The organism is Microbacterium testaceum, from assembly GCF_029761935.1.
GTDB classification, from domain to species: Bacteria; Actinomycetota; Actinomycetes; order Actinomycetales; family Microbacteriaceae; genus Microbacterium; species Microbacterium testaceum_A.
The window spans coordinates 1,908,250-1,925,190 of record NZ_CP121699.1 but is presented as its reverse complement, the minus strand read 5'-3'; the positions used below and the strand labels follow the sequence as shown (position 1 = coordinate 1,925,190).

The 16,941-nt window shown below is 71.3% G+C and carries 15 protein-coding genes; 8 read left to right on the top strand and 7 right to left on the bottom strand.

What is annotated here, in order from left to right:
- Nucleotides 1–26 precede the first annotated feature (26 nt).
- Entirely contained in the window at nt 27–1,277 is a 1,251-nt protein-coding gene (locus QBE02_RS09310) for an amidohydrolase family protein (protein ID WP_279365472.1), read from the bottom strand.
- Between the two features lie 380 nt (nt 1,278–1,657).
- Here QBE02_RS09310 and QBE02_RS09305 point away from each other — a divergent pair, with 380 nt between their 5' ends.
- Nucleotides 1,658–2,914, top strand: coding sequence for an MFS transporter (locus QBE02_RS09305; RefSeq protein ID WP_279365471.1), 1,257 nt, complete (start codon nt 1,658–1,660; stop codon nt 2,912–2,914).
- Here the strand turns inward: QBE02_RS09305 and QBE02_RS09300 are convergent.
- The 4 genes from QBE02_RS09300 to QBE02_RS09285 are packed head-to-tail and all read right to left on the bottom strand — an operon-like array spanning nt 2,898 to nt 6,722.
- Entirely contained in the window at nt 2,898–3,845 is a 948-nt protein-coding gene (locus tag QBE02_RS09300) for a PDR/VanB family oxidoreductase (protein WP_279365470.1), read from the bottom strand. The genes QBE02_RS09305 and QBE02_RS09300 overlap by 17 nt on opposite strands.
- Nucleotides 3,842–4,465 (bottom strand): helix-turn-helix domain-containing protein, encoded by a 624-nt coding sequence (locus QBE02_RS09295; protein ID WP_268103020.1) that lies wholly within the window; start codon nt 4,463–4,465, stop codon nt 3,842–3,844. Before QBE02_RS09295 ends, QBE02_RS09300 begins: the two co-directional genes overlap by 4 nt.
- Nucleotides 4,462–5,760 (bottom strand): amidohydrolase family protein, encoded by a 1,299-nt coding sequence (locus QBE02_RS09290; protein WP_279365469.1) that lies wholly within the window; start codon nt 5,758–5,760, stop codon nt 4,462–4,464. Before QBE02_RS09290 ends, QBE02_RS09295 begins: the two co-directional genes overlap by 4 nt.
- Entirely contained in the window at nt 5,757–6,722 is a 966-nt protein-coding gene (locus QBE02_RS09285) for an XdhC family protein (protein WP_279365468.1), read from the bottom strand. The genes QBE02_RS09290 and QBE02_RS09285 overlap by 4 nt, the downstream gene beginning before the upstream one ends.
- A gap of 51 nt (nt 6,723–6,773) precedes the next feature.
- Between QBE02_RS09285 and QBE02_RS09280 the strand changes: the two genes are divergently transcribed.
- Entirely contained in the window at nt 6,774–7,343 is a 570-nt protein-coding gene (locus QBE02_RS09280) for a nucleotidyltransferase family protein (RefSeq protein ID WP_279365467.1), read from the top strand.
- Between the two features lie 7 nt (nt 7,344–7,350).
- Here QBE02_RS09280 and QBE02_RS09275 read toward each other — a convergent pair whose 3' ends face one another.
- Nucleotides 7,351–8,067, bottom strand: a complete 717-nt coding sequence (locus QBE02_RS09275; RefSeq protein WP_279365466.1) for a response regulator — start codon at nt 8,065–8,067, stop codon at nt 7,351–7,353.
- On the bottom strand, nt 8,064–9,344 hold the full coding sequence (locus QBE02_RS09270; protein WP_279365465.1) for an ATP-binding protein: 1,281 nt from the start codon (nt 9,342–9,344) through the stop codon (nt 8,064–8,066). The genes QBE02_RS09275 and QBE02_RS09270 overlap by 4 nt, the downstream gene beginning before the upstream one ends.
- A gap of 119 nt (nt 9,345–9,463) precedes the next feature.
- Here QBE02_RS09270 and QBE02_RS09265 point away from each other — a divergent pair, with 119 nt between their 5' ends.
- The 6 genes from QBE02_RS09265 (at nt 9,464) to mmsB (ending at nt 16,891) form a co-directional block, all read left to right on the top strand.
- Nucleotides 9,464–10,525 (top strand): tripartite tricarboxylate transporter substrate binding protein, encoded by a 1,062-nt coding sequence (locus tag QBE02_RS09265; RefSeq protein WP_279365464.1) that lies wholly within the window; start codon nt 9,464–9,466, stop codon nt 10,523–10,525.
- On the top strand, nt 10,525–11,088 hold the full coding sequence (locus QBE02_RS09260; protein WP_279365463.1) for a tripartite tricarboxylate transporter TctB family protein: 564 nt from the start codon (nt 10,525–10,527) through the stop codon (nt 11,086–11,088). The genes QBE02_RS09265 and QBE02_RS09260 overlap by 1 nt, the downstream gene beginning before the upstream one ends.
- 1 nt (nt 11,089) lies before the next feature.
- The gene (locus tag QBE02_RS09255; RefSeq protein WP_279365462.1) at nt 11,090–12,619 is read left to right on the top strand and encodes a tripartite tricarboxylate transporter permease; all 1,530 of its coding nucleotides are present in this window, start codon (nt 11,090–11,092) and stop codon (nt 12,617–12,619) included.
- Nucleotides 12,620–12,881: 262 nt separating this feature from the next.
- Nucleotides 12,882–14,003 (top strand): multiple monosaccharide ABC transporter substrate-binding protein, encoded by a 1,122-nt coding sequence (chvE, locus tag QBE02_RS09250; RefSeq protein ID WP_268103028.1) that lies wholly within the window; start codon nt 12,882–12,884, stop codon nt 14,001–14,003.
- A 132-nt stretch (nt 14,004–14,135) separates the two neighbouring features.
- Nucleotides 14,136–15,665, top strand: coding sequence for a multiple monosaccharide ABC transporter ATP-binding protein (gene mmsA / locus QBE02_RS09245; protein WP_268103029.1), 1,530 nt, complete (start codon nt 14,136–14,138; stop codon nt 15,663–15,665).
- A 5-nt stretch (nt 15,666–15,670) separates the two neighbouring features.
- The gene (gene mmsB, locus QBE02_RS09240; protein ID WP_056225649.1) at nt 15,671–16,891 is read left to right on the top strand and encodes a multiple monosaccharide ABC transporter permease; all 1,221 of its coding nucleotides are present in this window, start codon (nt 15,671–15,673) and stop codon (nt 16,889–16,891) included.
- The last annotated feature ends 50 nt before the right edge of the window (nt 16,892–16,941 follow it).

The window sequence follows — 16,941 nt, the reverse complement described above, 5'->3', positions numbered from 1 at the left end:
GGGGCGCTCGCTTTCCGTTCGGGTGGTCAGGAGGCCGTCGCGGGCGCGGCGGTCGGGGTGGGGACGGCGGTTCGGGTCGATACCGTGGTGCGGCTGACGAGCCGGCCCCGGTGCAGCACCACGCGGTCGGCGCTGGCGAAGGCCACGGTGTCGCCGAGCGAGTCGGCCTTCACCGCGACGAGGTCGGCGCGGGCGCCGGCGACGGGTCCGGCGAAGGGGAGGTTCATCACGTCTCGGGCGCCGACGGTCACGGCGTCGAGGGCGTCCGCGGGGGCGAGGTGACCGGCGCTGACCAGCAGGGAGGCGGTCTCGAGGTGGTCGCACCGGCCGACGGGGTTGAAGGGGTCGCGCACGTTGTCGGCACCGGCGGCGACGCGCACTCCCGCGTCCTTGAGGCGGCGGATCGGTGCGATACCGCGGGGGGTGGCGTGGTCGGCGCCCCAGCCCTGGAGGTAGAGGTTCGTGATGGGGAGGGCGATGATGCCGATGTCGGCGGCCCTGACGGCGGCCGCGAGGGGTTCGAGGTCGGTCGCGGGCATCATGCTCAGGCGCACGCAGTGCCCGGCGGTGCGAGGGCGATGCCACCCGGTGACCGCGCTCGCGTAGGCGGCGAGGGTGTCGGCTCCGGCGAGGCTCTCGTCGGTGTGCAGGTCGAGCCCGACGTCGCGACGGCGAGCCAGGGCGATGAGTCGTTCGAGATCGGCGATCGGGTCCTCGGCGAGGTGCGGAGCTCCGCCCACCAGGTCGATTCCCGCGTCCAGGGCGGCGTCGAAGACCTCGTCGGCCACCGTCGGTCCGCCGAGGGCGACGAGTTCGAGATCCATGATCCCGTCGAGCTCGGCGCGCAGGCGGACGAGCGCGCGCACGCCGGTCAGCGCGTCTTCTCCGCGCAGCAGATCGACGTGCGTCCGGATCGCGGTGATGCCCGATGCCAGCATCCGCGACGCCGTGGCGCGCGCCCGCTCGAGGGTGTCGTCCTCGTCGAGGGTCAGGGCGAAGGCGTGCCAGCTCTCGATCGCGCGCTCGAGGTCGCCGAACGGGGGGTCGATGGCATCCCAGGACTGGGACTTGTCGAGGTGCGCGTGCGGTTCCGCTCCCGCGGCCGTGACGACGTACCCGTCGAGGTCGAGGATCTCTCCGTCGGTCTCGGGGAGGGGGCTGCCGGCCGGCACCACGGCGAGCACCTCGTCGCCGTCGAGCGCGATGTCGACGAGGGCGCCCGAGGCCAGGCGCACGCCGCGCAGGGCGGCGATCGAGACGGGTGGAGCGGCAGACACGAGGGCCTCCGGAGGAGTCGAGAAGACAGGCGTCGAGACGGGAGCCACAGCAGCGGGGCGAGCCGCTCGAGGCGGCGGCGTCAGTGTTGGTGTGACCAACATCCGGCGATGTTCCGATGCTAGGAACCGCGCGTTTCCGCTGTATTTCCCCCGCGTGACCCTCTCGACAAAGTTGTCGGACAGGCGGTGGCATCCGTCGCGTCGGGTGCGACGAGAACAGGGGATGCCACGACGACAGGCTGTTTTTCGCTCGATCAACCTGTTCTCGTCGCCGCCCTCGCCCGCCCCGTGACCGCCGCCGCCGCCCCGCGTTCGCGAGTGGGAGGGACGGGATGGCAGGATCGTCCGGGCGGTCACCGCCCCCACCCCCGGAGATCGCCGTGCCCGTCATTCCCGCCCCGCCCCGTGCCGCCCGCATGCCGGTGCTGCTGGGAACACAGCTGCTGTTCAACGTGGGCTTCTTCGCCGTCGTCCCGTTCCTCGCGCTCGTGCTCACCGATGATTTCGGCCTGACCGCCGCCGCGATCGGTCTGATCCTCGGGGTGCGCACCTTCGCGCAGCAGGGCATGTTCCTGGTCGGCGGGGTGCTCGCCGACCGCTTCGGTGCGCGGCGGACGATCCTCGCCGGGTGTGCCGTGCGCGTGCTCGGCTTCGCCACGCTCGCCCTGTCGCTGCTGGCTCCGACCCCTCACCTCGCCCTCTTCATCGGGGGGACCGTGCTCACGGGTCTCGGCGGCGCGCTCTTCTCGCCGGGGGTCAACATCCTCGTGGCGGATGCCGAGCAGCGCCGTGCCCCCGCGAGTGCGAGGTCCCGCGCCTCGCTGTTCGCGTGGCTGAGCGTCGCGGGTGAGTTCGGGGCGGTGCTCGGCCCGCTGCTGGGAGCCGCTCTGCTCGGGTGGGGGTTCGTGGTGGTGGCTCTGGCCGGGGCCGCCCTCTTCGTGCTGATCGCCGTGTTCCTCGCCCTCGCTCTGCCGCGTCGGACGCCCGCGGCGACGGAGCGGGGGATCCGCGGACGGTGGTGGTCGCTCCGCGACCGACGGTTCGTGGCCTTTTCGGCCCTGCACGCGGCGGACCTGCTGGCCTTCAACCAGCTCTACCTCGCGCTTCCCCTCCAGCTCGCGCGTGCCGGCGCGGGCCCGGGGGTCGTCGCGGCGGTGTTCGCGTGGGTCTCGGCGCTCACGCTCGTGCTGCAGCTGCCGGTGTCGCGCTGGTGCCACCGGGTGGGCGCGGCCCGTGCTCTGCGGGCGGGGTACGGGCTCTCGTCCGCTGGATTCGTCGTGGTCGCCGCGAGTGTCGTCGTTCCGCTCGACGCCTCGGGGCGCGTGGTGGCCGTGTTCGTCGCCGCGGGGCTCGTCGTCGTCGGCCACCTGACGACGAATCCCACGGCGCAGGGACTCGTCCCGCGGTTCGCCGCGATGCTGCCGACCGGATCGTTCTTCGGTCTGCTCTCGACGTGCGGCGGCGTGGCCGTGCTCATCGGCAACGTCGCGGTCGGCGCGCTGCTCGGCTGGACCGCGGTTCCGGCCGCGGCCTGGCTACTGCTCGCCGTCCCGCTCGTGGTCGCCGCCGTCTGGGCCCCTCCGGTCGCGGCCTCCGCGGGGCGGGCCGACGTCGGAGCGCCTACAGCTCGAGCGTGATCCGCGGGCAGGCGGCGCGCGAGACGCACGGCATCATCGAGCGGTTGGCATCCTGCTCCTCGGGGGAGAGCACCGAATCGCGGTGCTCGATGTCGCCGTCGATCACGGCGACCTCGCACGTGCCGCAGGTGCCCACGCGGCAGCTCGAGGGGACGACGATGCCCTGCTCCTCGATCACGTCGAGCACCGACCGCTCGGGCGGCACCGTCACCGTCAGTCCCGACATCATGAGGTCGACCTCGAACGGTTCCTGCCACACGGGAGGGCCGAGCACCTTCGCCTCGAACCGCTCGACGTGGAGGCTCCCGCGGGGCCAGCCCGACATCGCGGCATCCAGTCCCTCGAGAAGGCGCGCGGGTCCGCACGCGTATACGACGGTGCGTGTCACGGGCGTCTCGAAACGGGCGGCGAGGTCGAGGCGGCGGCCCTCGTCCGCGGCGTACACCTCGACCCGCGGGCCGCACTGCGCCTCGAGCTCGTCGACGAAGGCCATGGTGGAGCGCGACCGCCCGACGTAGAGCAGGGTCCACTCGGCGCCCGCGGCCTCGGCGGCCTCGATCATCGGCACGATCGGGGTGATGCCGATGCCTCCCGCGACGAAGACGTACGAGCGCCCCGCGGTGGGGGCGAACAGGAAGTGGTTGGCGGGCCCGCGCACGCGCAGGGCCGACCCGACGTGGGCGTTCTCGTGCAACCAGACCGATCCCTCGCGCTCCCGCAGGACGCCGATCCGCCAGGTGCCGCGCTCGGTCGGCGAGCCGCACAACGAGTACTGCCGTTCGATCCCGCCGGGCAGGACGACGTCGATGTGCGCCCCGGGCGACCAGTGCGGCAGGGCGCCGGTCGACCGCTCGAGATCGAGGACGACGACACCGTCCGCGGCATCGCGCCGCCGGCGCACGACGGCTTCGAAGGTGACGCCTGCGCTCACGTGTTCTCCTGTTCGATCAGGTCGTCGGCCCCGCCGTGCACGAGCTCTTTCACGATGAGCAGTCGGTACGTCGAACCGTCGGGCGAGTGCCAGCGGTGCGGGGTGCCCGAGCGGCAGTAGACCGAGTCGCCGACGCGCAGAATGCGCTCGCCGAAGCCGCCGAACGAGATGACGATCGACCCCTCGAGGACCGTGAGGAACTCGTCTTCGTCGTGCACGTAATGGTCGCCGGCCGCGGCGTTCGATCCGGTGAACTCGAGGGGTTCGAAACGGCGCGGCCCCTCGGCGAGGAGCCGGGCGGTGCCCTCGGCGTACGGTCCGATGACGCCCTCGTCGGCGGCGACGAACGAGGGTTCGGCGTCGTGGTCGGCGCGCGGCGGCTCCGATCCCGCGAGCAGCTCGACGCGGCTGGTCCCGAGCGCCCGGGCGAGCCGTTCCAGGCTGGCCATGCTGGGCCGGGCCAGGCCCCGCTCCAACTGGCTGAGGAAGGGGTGCGACAGGGTCGCCGCCTCGGCGAGCTGGGTGAGGGTGAGTCCGCGCGCCTTGCGCAGACCGCGCAGGTGCGCGCCCAGGCGTTCGTCGCTGCTCGGGGTGTCCATCACGGGAGCCATGGTCGTCATCGTCCCACCCTCTCGAACAGTGCGCCGACGATCTCGCGCTCGTCGGCGCGCACGAGTCGCCCGTCGTCGACGACCGTGCGTCCACCGACGACGACCGTGCGAGGGCGACGACCGGGTGACGCCCAGAGCAGCCCCGCGACCGGATCGGCTACGCCGGCGTCGGCGACACCCGACACGTCCCACACGCAGAGGTCTGCGGCCGAGCCCGCGACGAGGCGGCCGAGCTCAGGTCGCCCGAGCCCGTCGGCCGAGCCCGCGCCGGCCATGGCCAGGACGTCGGATGCCGCGAGCTGCGGACCGACGAGGGCCGACACCTGCATCGCCAGGCGCGCGTCGGCGAGCAGGTGCCCCGCATCGTTGCTGCCCCCTCCGCTCGTCCCGAGTCCGACGGCGACGCCGGCGTCGAGGAGACGCCGCACCGGCGCGACCCCCCACCCCATGGGCACGTCGCAGCCGGGCGCATGGGTGGCGGAGGCTCCGGATGCCGCGACCCGGGCGATCTCGTCATCCGAGATGTCGCACAGGTGGGCGAGGGTGACGTCGGGGGCGAGCCAGCCCCAGTCGTCGAGCAGATCGAGGGGACGCCTGCCGTAGCGCTCGAGGGCGATCTCGACGTCGACGACCTCGTTGGCCTGCGTGCGCCGACGGAGCCCGTGGCGCCGGGCGACCTCGCCGAGCAGGGCGAAGGTCTCGCGGGGGTCGCTGTGCACACCGGCCGGGCCCACGGCGACCTGGAGCATGCCGTCGGCCGAGATCCCGCCGGGGCGGTCGGGGACGAGGGTCGAGACGATCGCCTCGGCCGACGCGGCCGCGGTCTGCGGGTCGTCGCGCGCCGCTCCTCGCACGAACACCAGGCGGGCGCCGAGGTCGGTCGCCGCGCGAGCCGCCGCTCGGGCCATCCCGACGCCATCCGCCTCGGCGGGCCAGGTCAGGTGGTGGTCGGCGACGGTCGTCACCCCGCTCAGCAGCGCTTCGGCGAGGCCGGCGCGGGCGGCGAGCCCGGTCAGTTCGGGATCGACTCGCGCCTCGGCGTAGGCCCCGGCCATGGCCGGGAGCCATTCGCGCATCGGGATGCCGCGGGTTCCCGGCAACGTCCGGAACGCGGTCTGCAGGAGGTGATGGTGGGCGTTGACCAGACCCGGTGTGACGACGCAGTCGGTGGCGTCGATGATCTCGGCATCCGTCGTGTCCGCTGCATCGGCGACCATCCCGTCGACGAGGACGACGTCGCCCCTGCGCACGCGACCGGGTCCCTCCACGACGGCGACCGCTCCGCGGACGACGACGACGCTCACGCGCTCCTCACCGCGCAGGACGCGCTGCCGCCCGCGATCGCGTGCAGGCGGCGTTCGCCGGCGTCGCGGAGCGGGCGGGCGTCGGCCGCGTTCCGGGATGCCACGATCTCGGCGATCACCGACAGGGCCGTCTCTTCGGGGGAGCGTCCACCCAGGTCGAGCCCCAGGGGGGAGTGGAGGCGCGAGAGCTCGGCATCCGTCACTCCGGCGGCGCGGAGCAGGGCGCCGCGGCGCGAGACGGTGGCTCGGGCTCCCATCGCGCCGACGAAGCCCACCGGCAGGCGCAGCGCCACGCGGATCGCGGGGACGTCGAGGCGTTCGTCGTGGGTGAGGACGCACACCGCCGTCCGTTCGTCGGGGGCGGGGAGAGCGGCGAGGACCTCGTGGGGTGCTCCGACGACGAGGTCGGCGGCGTCGGGGAAGCGGTCCCGCGTCACGAGCAACGCCCAGTCGTCGCATACGGTCACCGCGAAGCCGGCGGCGGCGCCCACTCGGCACAGGGCCGCGGCGTGCTCGCCGGCGCCGAGGATGATCAGCCGCGGGGGAGCGGGGCGGTGGAGCACCAGCGGCTCGCCGTCGAGCTCGAGGCGCAGCGACGCCTCGCGACCCTCTCTCGCCGCGATGAGCGCATCGCGGTGCGCGGCGTCGACCCGGTAGGCGACGACGTCGACGGCCCCGCCGCACGCGAGCCCGGCGGCGATCGGCGCGATCGCGTCGTCGTCGCCGAAACCGAAACGCGCTCGGCGCACGGTCCCGGTGCGCAGCGCGTCGAGACCGAGCATGACCGCGTCGCTCTCGACGCAGCCGCCCGAGATCGATCCGATCACCCGCGCGTCCCGCGTGACGGCAAGCGTCGCTCCCACTCCGCGGGGGGCGCTGCGCACGACGGCCGTGACGGTGACGGCCGCCACGGGTACGCCCGCGTCGATCAGCGGCACCAGGTCGGCGGCCAGTTCGAGCATGGATGCGACCGTAATCGGGGCGTGTTTCGCGCACGCTACGCTGTCGTGACCATGCCCGCCGCCCTTCCCGGAACCGTGTCGGGACTCGTGCTGGCCGCGGGCGCGGGGCGTCGGTTCGGGGGGCCCAAGGCCCTCGCGCGCACCTCCGCAGGCACCCCGTGGCTCGCCCTCGCCGTTCGGGCCCTGCGGGAGGGGGGATGCCGCGACGTCGCGGTCGCGCTCGGCGCCGGCTTCGACGAGGCCGCGGGTCTCGTCCCTGCGGGTACGGCGATCGTGCGCGTCGACGAGTGGGCCACCGGCGTGGCCGCGTCGCTGCGCGCGGGGCTCGAGGTCGTGGCATCCGGGTCCTCCGACGCCGTCGTGGTGCTGCCCGTCGACACCCCCGACGTCCCGGCGACAGCGGTCGCCCGCCTCGCCCGCCGAGTGGAGCCCGGCGCCCTCGCGCAGGCCACCTACGACGGCGCGCCCGGTCACCCGGTGCTGCTCGGCCGCGCGCACTGGGCGGGGATCTCAGCGGCGGTGACGGGTGAAATCGGGGCCCGCCCGTACCTCATCGCCCAGGAGGCCGACCTCGTGGAGTGCGGCGACCTCTGGTCGGGAGCCGACCGCGACACGCGCTGACGCGTGCTCAGCCGGGCGGCGACGGGGCCAGACGGTAGAGGATGCGCGGGCGCCCGCGGGCGCCGTACCGGTGCGCGAGGTCGATGACCCCGGTCGACACCAGGTGCTCGAGGTAGCGCTGAGCCGTGGCCCGCGACAGGCCGCAGGCGGAGGCGACGTCGGATGACGAGACGAAGGCGACCGGGTCGAGACTCGCCCGCACCCGGTCGAGGGTGACCTGGGCGAGGCCCTTCGGCAGCGGCGCCGGAGACGAGCGTTCGGGCACGCGCACCGTGCCCGTTCCGAGCAGGCGATCGATGTCACCCTGCGTCAGAGCGCGATCGCGATCGGCCTCGGCGCGCGCCTGCCGCTCGCGGCGGTACGTGTCGAGGCGACGCTGCAGCATCTCCTGCGTGAACGGCTTCACGAGGTAGCCCACGACGTGTGCGGCGAGCGCCTGCCGCACGGTCACCTGGTCCTGCGACGAGCTGATGACGAGCACGTCGAGCCCCTCGGCCCCCCGCGTCCGCAGGCGGTGCAGCACCTCGACCCCGCTGATGTCGGGCAGTCGCATGTCGAGCAGCACCAGGTCGACGTCCTGTCGCGCGCGTTCGACGGCCGCGATCCCGGTCGCCGCCGACCCGATCACCCGGAAGCCCGGTGTCTCATCGACGAAGCGGCCGTGCAGCGCGCGCGCCGCGGCGTCGTCGTCGACGACGAGCACCCGCACCGGATCGTCAGTCATCGCGGGACCGCCATCTCGAACGAGAAGCTCGCGCCGCCCCACGCCGATCGGCTGACGGTGACCTCGCCCCCGCGCTCGGCGACGGCGCGACGGACGAGCCCGAGTCCGAGTCCGCGCCCGGTGCCGGTGACGTCGGGCTTCGAGGAGTGGCCCACCGAGAACGCGCGCTCGACGTCGTTCGCATCAAGCCCCGGACCGTCGTCGTCGACCGCTCCGTGCAGCCGGTCGCCGATCTGCGAGAGCGTGCAGCGCACGCGCGAGGCACCCGCCTCGGCGGCGTTGCGACACAGGTTGGCGAGGACGACCAGCACCGTCTCGTCGACGGGCAGGTCGCGGTCGACCTGCACCTCGAGGTGCGCCCCGAGGGCGGCGACCTCCGCGCGCAGCGCCTCGAGACTCGCCCCCACGACCGACGGGCCGAGCCGGGTGTCCGAGGCCGGGCGGGCGGTGAGCGTCGGGGCGGCGTCGGCGATGTAGGCCAGTGCGTCGCGCGTGTCTCCGTGCGAGACCAGACCGTGCAGCACGTGCAGCCGCGTGCCGAACTCGTGCGCCTGCTCGCGCAGGGCCGCCATCGTCCGCGTGCTCTGCTCCTGCGCCGCCGCGAGCGCGTCGGCCTGCCGGAAGCGCCGTTCGATCGCGGCGGCCAGCAGCGACGACGCCAGGGTGCCGACCACGAGCGCCCCCAGCGCCCAGGGCAGCAGGGCGCCGAGGGCCTCGTCACGGTCCGCCAGCATGCGCGATTCGAGCACCCCCACCGCGACCATGCCGACGATCGTGCCGTCGGAGCTGATGGGGACCTTCGCGCGCACCGTGCTGCCCGAGGGCCCCGTCTCGATGCCGACGAACGGCGTCCCCGCCAGCACGCTCGCGTTGGCGGTCTCGACGAGCACGCCGCGTTGCGTGACCTCGGGGTGGGTGATGCGCACGCCCTCGTCATCGGTGATGACGACGTAGAACACCCCGGTCGTGCGCTCGACGAGGTCGGCCAGCGGTTGCAGCACCGCCGTCGCGGGCGAGAGGTCTCCGGCATCCGCGAGATCATCCGCCGTTCCGGCGCGCGACACGGATGCCGCGGCCAGGCGCACGTCGTCGAGCTCGGCGAGCCCGGAGGCCACGTCGTACACGCGCTCCACGGTGTCGTCGCGGATGCGGCGCTCCTGCACCGAGGCGGCGATCACGGTGGTCAGCCCCACGGCGAACAGAACGATGACGCTCGGCAGTACCACGAGCACGCGCCTCACCGCTCGCGGGGTGAGCGCCGGGGAGTACTCGCGCATGGTGGGCTTCCTGTCGCACGCAATATGAGCACAAAGCGCGCGGGGGCTGCGCCGTGCCACCCCTCCTGGGAGCGTCTTCACATTCCGCGGAACGACGACGTCCGCGAGGAGGAGCTGTGATGACGGAGCCTACGCCTTCATCTGTCCCCGACCATCCGCCGGCCGGCAGCGCCCGGACCGACAGCGCACCGGTCGACCGGCCGCGGCGCCGTTGGATCGGCCGCCTCGCGGGGGGAGCGGTCGCCGTAACCGCGATCGCCGTCGCTTCGTACGGCTCGATCACCTCGGCATCCGCCGGCGACGACATCCACGCGTCGATGACGATCATCGCGCCCGCCGCCGCCGGCGGCGGCTGGGACGGCGTCGCCCGCGAGCTGCAGCAGGCGCAGAAGGCCAACGGCCTGGTCAACAACGTGCAGGTGGTCAACATGCCCGGCGCCGGCGGCACCATCGCCCTCGGCAATGTCTCGGTGCTCAACGGGCAGGCCGGAAACCTCCTGGTCGGCGGCACGGGGCTCCTCGCCGCGACCGTGCAGTTCAACTCGGCCGCGACCCTCGACGACGTCACTCCGCTGGCCGTCATGGTCGAGGAGTACGACGTCATCGTGGTCCCGGCCGACTCGCCCTACCAGAGCCTCGACGACCTCGTGCAGGCCTGGAAGCAGGACCCGCGCGCCCTGCCCTGGACCGGCGGCGGCTCGTTCGACCAGCTCGTCGTGGCCGAGCTCGCGCTCGCCGCGGGCATCGCGCCGGTCGACATGACCTACATCTCGTCCGACGGTGGTGGCGAGGCCATCCAGGCCCTGCTCAACGGCACCGCCCGGGCGGCGGCCGGCGGCTACCCCGACAACATCGACCAGATCGAGTCGGGGCGCCTGCGCGCCCTCGCCCTCGTCGCGGCCGAGCCGATCGAGGGCATCGACATCCCCACCGCGGTCGACCAGGGCTACCAGGTGGGCCTGACCAACTGGCGCATGCTGGCCGCCCCGAGCGGGCTCGACGACGAGCAGGTCGACGGGCTGACCGAGCTCGTCCTCGACTCGATCGCGACGCCCGAGTGGGCCGACGCCCGCGCCCGCTACCACTGGACCGAGCGCGTCATCACCGGCGATGAGCTCGACGTCTTCCTCGCCGACGAGCGCGAGCGCATCGAGCGCCTGTACGAGGAGATGGGCCTGTGATGCCGTCGAACAACAACCCCACCTCCGTCTCGGCGACCGTCGGCAACCGCCTGCGGTTCCAGCGGGGGAGCGGCCCCCGCGGCATCGCGAAGGCGCTGATCATGCCCGCGATCCTCGCCGCCTTCGCGACGTACCTGCTGTACGGCATCGTCGTGATGAAGGTGCCGCCGAGCGCGGCCTTCCCGGGCCCGCAGTTCTTCCCCGGCATCATCGCGGCAGGGCTCTACACGTTCGCCATCATCCTCGGCATCCAGGCGGTGCGCGCGGCGCTGGTCACCCCCTCGATCGAAGAGGAGGAGGCCGGCGAGCGCGCGGTCGGCGTCGACTGGCGCTCGTTCGCATGGGTCGCGGGCTCATTCCTCGCGTTCGCGTTCCTGCTCGGCATCCTGGGCTGGATCATCGCCGCCGCCCTGCTGTTCACGGGCATCGCCCGCGGGTTCGGCCAGCGCAAGGTGCTGTTCGCCCTCCTGGTCGGGCTGACCATCAGCTCGCTCAGCTACATCGCCTTCGACATGGGGTTGGGTCTGTCCCTGCCCTCCGGAATCCTCGGATGGGCCTTCTGACATGGACGTTCTCGTTCTCCTCGGCGAGGGATTCGCCGGCGCCCTGACCCCCCAGAACCTCATCTGGGTGCTCGTGGGCTGCGTGCTCGGAACCGCGGTCGGCGTCATGCCCGGCCTCGGCTCCTCGATGGCGGTCGCACTGCTTCTGCCGGTGACCTTCTCGCTCGACCCGACCGCCGCGTTCATCATGTTCTCGGGTGTGTACTTCGGCGGGCTGTTCGGCGACTCGATCACCGGCATCCTGCTGAACACGCCCGGCCAGGCCTCGGCGATCGCGTCGACCTTCGAGGGCCACAAGATGGCGCTCAACGGACGCGCCGCGCAGGCGCTCGCCACCGCGGCGATCGGCGCCTTCATCGGCGGCATCATCGCCGCCATCCTGCTGGTGTTCTTCGCGCCCGTGCTCGCGGGGCTGTCGAGCAGCTTCGGACCGGCGGAGTTCTTCGCGCTCGCGATCTTCGCGTTCGCGGCGACCTCGTCGGTCGTGACCGACAACGCCGGCAAGGGCCTCGCGTCCCTGCTGCTGGGTCTCGGCATCGCGGTGATCGGCATCGACGGCGTCACCGGCGCCCCGCGCTTCACGATGGACTCGCCCAACCTGTTCGACGGCATCTCGTTGATCACCGTGACCGTCGGCATCCTGGCCCTCGGCGAGGTCATCTACGTCGCGTGCCTGGAGCGGCACATCAGCAACAAGCAGATGATCCGTCCGACTGGCCGACCGTGGCTGACCCGCCGCGAGTTCGTCGAGGCCACCCCGGCGTGGCTACGCGGAACGGCGATCGGTCTGCCGTTCGGTGTGATCCCCGCCGGCGGCTCCGAGATCCCCACGTTCCTCGCCTACGGCATCGAGAAGCGCCTCGACGGGCGGCGCAAGAAGCCGCGCTTCGGCACCGGCGCCATCCGGGGCCTCGCCGCCCCCGAGGCCGCGGGCAACTCGACCACGGGCATGGCGATGGGGTCGCTTTTGGCGCTGGGGCTCCCGGTGTCGGCGACGGCGGCCATCATGCTCGCCGCCTTCCGCCAGTACGGTCTGCAGCCCGGACCCCTGCTGTTCGAGCGGGCACCCGATCTGGTCTGGGCCCTCATCGCGAGCTTCTTCATCGCGATGGTCGTGCTGCTGATCCTCAACCTGCCGTTCGCGATGCTGTGGGCCAAGCTCCTGGTCATCCCGCGCCCGTACCTGTACGCCGCGATCGCGGTGTTCTGCGGGCTCGGCATCTACGCCACCTCGGGTGCGACGTTCGATCTCGTGCTGCTGCTCGCGGTCGGTCTGCTCGGCTTCGTGATGCGGGCGCACGACTACCCGCTGGCACCGCTCATCATCGGCATGGTGCTCGGGCCGCTGGCCGAGACCAGCCTGCGCGATGCCGCGATGAGCGCGAACGGCGACCTGACGACGCTCTTCCAGGGGCCGATCGTCATCGCCATCTACGCGGTGCTGCTCGTGGTGCTGGTCGCGGCCGGGCGCAATCGCGTGGTGGCGCGTCGCCGGGCGAAGGCGACGCAGAGAGAGACCGTCGGGGTCTGATCGACGGGGTCGGTGACGGGCGGGGCGCTTCGGCGGCCCGCCCGTTCTCGTGCGCCCGGGGGGTGGAAAATCACGCTCCGGTCACGGTGTGCGTAATTTTGACGCGGCTATAGACAAAACCCTCTCGGGTGGATATTTTTTCGGAGCCGTCATAATTCGACGGACCAGAGTGCCGGGAACGAAGACGTACCCGATCCGACGCCGGGGAGGGCGCGGGTACGGATCCGAGGATCCCTGCTGTTCAGAGAGGAACGCAGATCACATGCTGAAGAAAATCCTGACCGGTGCGGCCATCGCCGCACTCGCCGTCGGTCTCGGGGCGTGCAGCTCCACGCGTCCGGCAGACGGCGGTGGAGACGCCGCGGGCGGTGGCTCGACCGAGTGCAACGTCGGCATCGCGATGCCCACCCGCAGCCTCGAGCGCTGGATCAACGACGGCGAGCAGCTGCAGAAGAAGCTCCAGGATGCCGGGTGCACCGTCGACCTGCAGTACGCCGACAACAAGACCGACCAGCAGATCAGCCAGATCCAGAACCAGATCTCGGGTGGCGCGAAGATCCTCGTCATCGCCGCGATCGACGGTTCGACCCTCGGCCCGGTGCTGCAGGAGGCCAAGGCGCAGAACGCCAAGGTCATCGCCTACGACCGCCTCATCAACGGCAGCGAGAACGTCGACTACTACGCCACGTTCGACAACTACAAGGTCGGCACCCTGCAGGGTCAGTACATCGAGTCGCAGCTCGGCCTGAAGGACGGCAAGGGTCCCTTCAACCTCGAGCCCTTCGCCGGCAGCCCCGACGACAACAACGCGAAGTTCTTCTTCGCCGGTGCCTGGGACGTGCTCAAGCCCTACGTCGACAGCGGCAAGCTGGTCGTCCCCAGCGGCAAGTCGCCCGCCAACGACGACGCATGGGCGTCGATCGGCATCCAGGGCTGGGCGTCCGACAAGGCACAGTCCGAGATGGACAACCGCCTCTCGTCGTTCTACGGCGACGGTAAGAAGGTCAACGTGGTGCTCTCGCCCAACGACAGCCTCGCCATCGGTATCGAGGCGTCGCTGAAGTCGGCCGGCTACACCCCCGGCGCCGACTACCCGATCATCACGGGTCAGGACGCCGACAAGGCCAACGTCAAGGCGATCCTCGACGGCGCCCAGGCGATGACGGTCTGGAAGGACACCCGTGCCCTCGGTGACCGCGTCTTCACGATGATCCAGGAGATCAAGGACGGCAAGGACGTCGAGGTCAACGACACGAAGACCTACGACAACGGCAAGAAGGTCGTCCCCTCGTACCTGCTGACCCCCGAGGTGGTCACCAAGGGCGACGTGCAGTCGAAGCTCATCGACTCGGGCTTCCTGAAGGCGTCCGACGTCGGACTCTGATCCACCCTGCGGCGGGGCGGGTTCGCCCGCCCCGCCGCTCCACGTGCCGCCCCGGGCGGCCGAGCCGAAATGCCGCCCGGCGGGCGGCGGAGCCACAATGCCGCCCCGCGGGCGGCGGAGGGACAAGCACACATGACCGAACCGATCCTGCGCATGTCGGGGATCTCGAAGTCGTTCAACGGGGTTCCCGCTCTGGCTGACGTGTCGATCGACGTCTACCGCGGCGAGGTCCACGCGATCTGCGGCGAGAACGGCGCCGGCAAGTCGACCTTGATGAAGGTCCTCAGCGGCGTCTATCCCGCCGGGAGCTTCGAGGGGAGCATCACCCTCGAGGGCGAGCAGATGGCGTTCCGTTCGATCAACGACAGCGAGGCCGCCGGCATCGTCATCATCCACCAGGAGTTGGCGCTGAGCCCGTACCTCTCGATCGCGGAGAACATCTTCCTCGGCAACGAGAAGTCGCGTCGCGGCGTCATCGACTGGAATGCCACCAACACCGCGGCAGCCGAGCTGCTCAAGCGGGTGGGGCTGCGCGAGAACCCCGCGACGAAGATCTTCGAGCTCGGCGTCGGCAAGCAGCAGCTCGTCGAGATCGCCAAGGCCCTCGCGAAAGAGGTGAAGCTCCTCATCCTCGACGAGCCCACGGCCGCGCTGAACGACGACGACTCCGCCCACCTGCTCGACCTCATCGACCAGCTGCGCACCCAGGGCATCACCTGCATCATCATCAGCCACAAGCTCAAAGAGGTGCTGCGCATCTCGGACCGCATCACGATCATCCGCGACGGTCGCACGATCGAGACGATGCACCGCTCCGACGCCGACACCGACGAAGGGCGCATCATTCGCGCCATGGTCGGTCGCGATCTCAACAGCCTCTTCCCGCCGCGCGAACCCGACATCGGCGAAGAACTCTTCCGCGTCGAGAACTGGACCGTGCATCACCCCGTCGACACTGAGCGCGTGGTCATCGACGACGCCTCGTTCATGGTGCGCGCCGGCGAGATCGTCGGCTTCGCCGGTCTCATGGGTGCCGGTCGCACCGAGCTCGCGATGAGCATCTTCGGCCGCATGTACGGCACCGGCATCTCGGGCGAGGTCTACAAGAACGGGCAGCAGATCGACGTCCGCACCGTCGACGCCGCCATCAAGCACGGCATCGCGTACGCCACCGAGGACCGCAAGAAATACGGTCTGAACCTCATCGGCGACATCCAGGTCAACGTCTCGGCGTCCGCCCTCGCCCGTCTCGCGCGGCTGGGCGTGGTCGACCGCTACCGCGAGTACAAGGTCGCCGACTCGTACCGCTACAAGATGAACATCAAGGCGCCCAGCGTCGCCGCGATCACCGGGCGACTGTCCGGGGGCAACCAGCAGAAGGTCGTCCTGTCGAAGTGGATGTTCACCGGACCCGACGTGCTGATCCTCGACGAGCCGACCCGCGGCATCGACGTGGGGGCGAAGTACGAGATCTACGGCATCATCAACGAACTCGCGGCCCAGGGTAAGGCCGTCATCGTCATCTCGTCGGAGCTGCCCGAGGTCATCGGCCTCTCCGACCGTATCTACACGATCTCCGAGGGACGCATCACGGCCGAGGTCAGCCGCGACGACGCCACGCAGGAGAACCTCATGCGGCACATGACCGCCGGAAGGAACTGACAGCAATGGCCACCGCATCCACCCAGACGGTCGAGGCGCCGACCCAGCCGGGGCCGCGACGTCGCGGCATCCTGTCGCGCATCAACTTCCGGCAGTTCGGCATCCTCGCCGCCCTGGTCATCATCATCGTGCTGTTCCAGGTGCTCACCGGCGGTCGCCTGTTGATGCCCGGAAACGTCAACAACCTCATCCAGCAGAACGCGTACGTGCTGATCCTCGCGATCGGCATGGTCATGGTCATCATCGCCGGACACATCGACCTGTCGGTCGGTTCGGTGGTGGCGATGGTGGGCGCGATCGCGGCGATCGCCATGAACCAGTGGGGTCTGCCCTGGTACGTGGCGGTCCTGCTGTCGCTCGTCGTCGGCGCCGTGGTCGGTGCCTGGCAGGGCTTCTGGGTCGCCTTCGTCGGAATACCCGCGTTCATCGTGACGCTGGCGGGCATGCTGCTGTTCCGCGGTCTCACGCTCGTTCTGCTCACCGGCGGCACCATCAGCGGTCTGCCCGACGGCTTCACCGCGATCGGCGCGGGCTGGCTGCCGCCGTTCCTCGGCTACCTCGGCAACTGGGACGCCCTGACGCTCGCGCTCGGTGCCATCGCCAGCGTGCTGCTGGTCGTGCAGCAGCTGCGCACCCGCGCGACGCTGCGCCGCCTCGAGCTGCCGCGCGAGGTCGCCTGGTCGTTCTGGGCCAAGAACCTCGTCGCGGTCATCGCGATCATGGCCACCGCGTTCACGATCGCCGCGTACAACGGCACGCCGATCGTGCTGATCATCCTCGCGGTGCTCGTGCTGGCCTACACGTTCGTGCTGAATCGCACGACGTTCGGTCGTCACATCTACGCCATGGGCGGCAACCTCTTCGCGGCCGTGATGAGCGGCGTGAAGACGAAGTGGGTCAACTTCTTCATCTTCGTCAACATGGGTGCTCTCGCCGGTCTCGCCGCCGTGGTCAGCACCGCCCGCGCCGGTGGCGCGGTGGCCTCGGCCGGCCAGAACTACGAGCTGGATGCCATCGCGGCGGTGTTCATCGGCGGTGCGGCGGTCCAGGGTGGCATCGGAACCGTCGTCGGCGCGGTCGTCGGTGGTCTGGTCATGGGCGTGCTGAACATGGGTCTGTCGATCCTCAGCGTCGATGCCGCTTGGCAGATGGCCATCAAGGGCATCGTGCTGCTCCTGGCGGTCGCGTTCGACATCTTCAACAAGAGGCGCAACGGCGGTGCGTGATCGGATGGGGAGCGCGGCCCCGGGGCCCGCTCCCCATCCGCTCCGCTTCT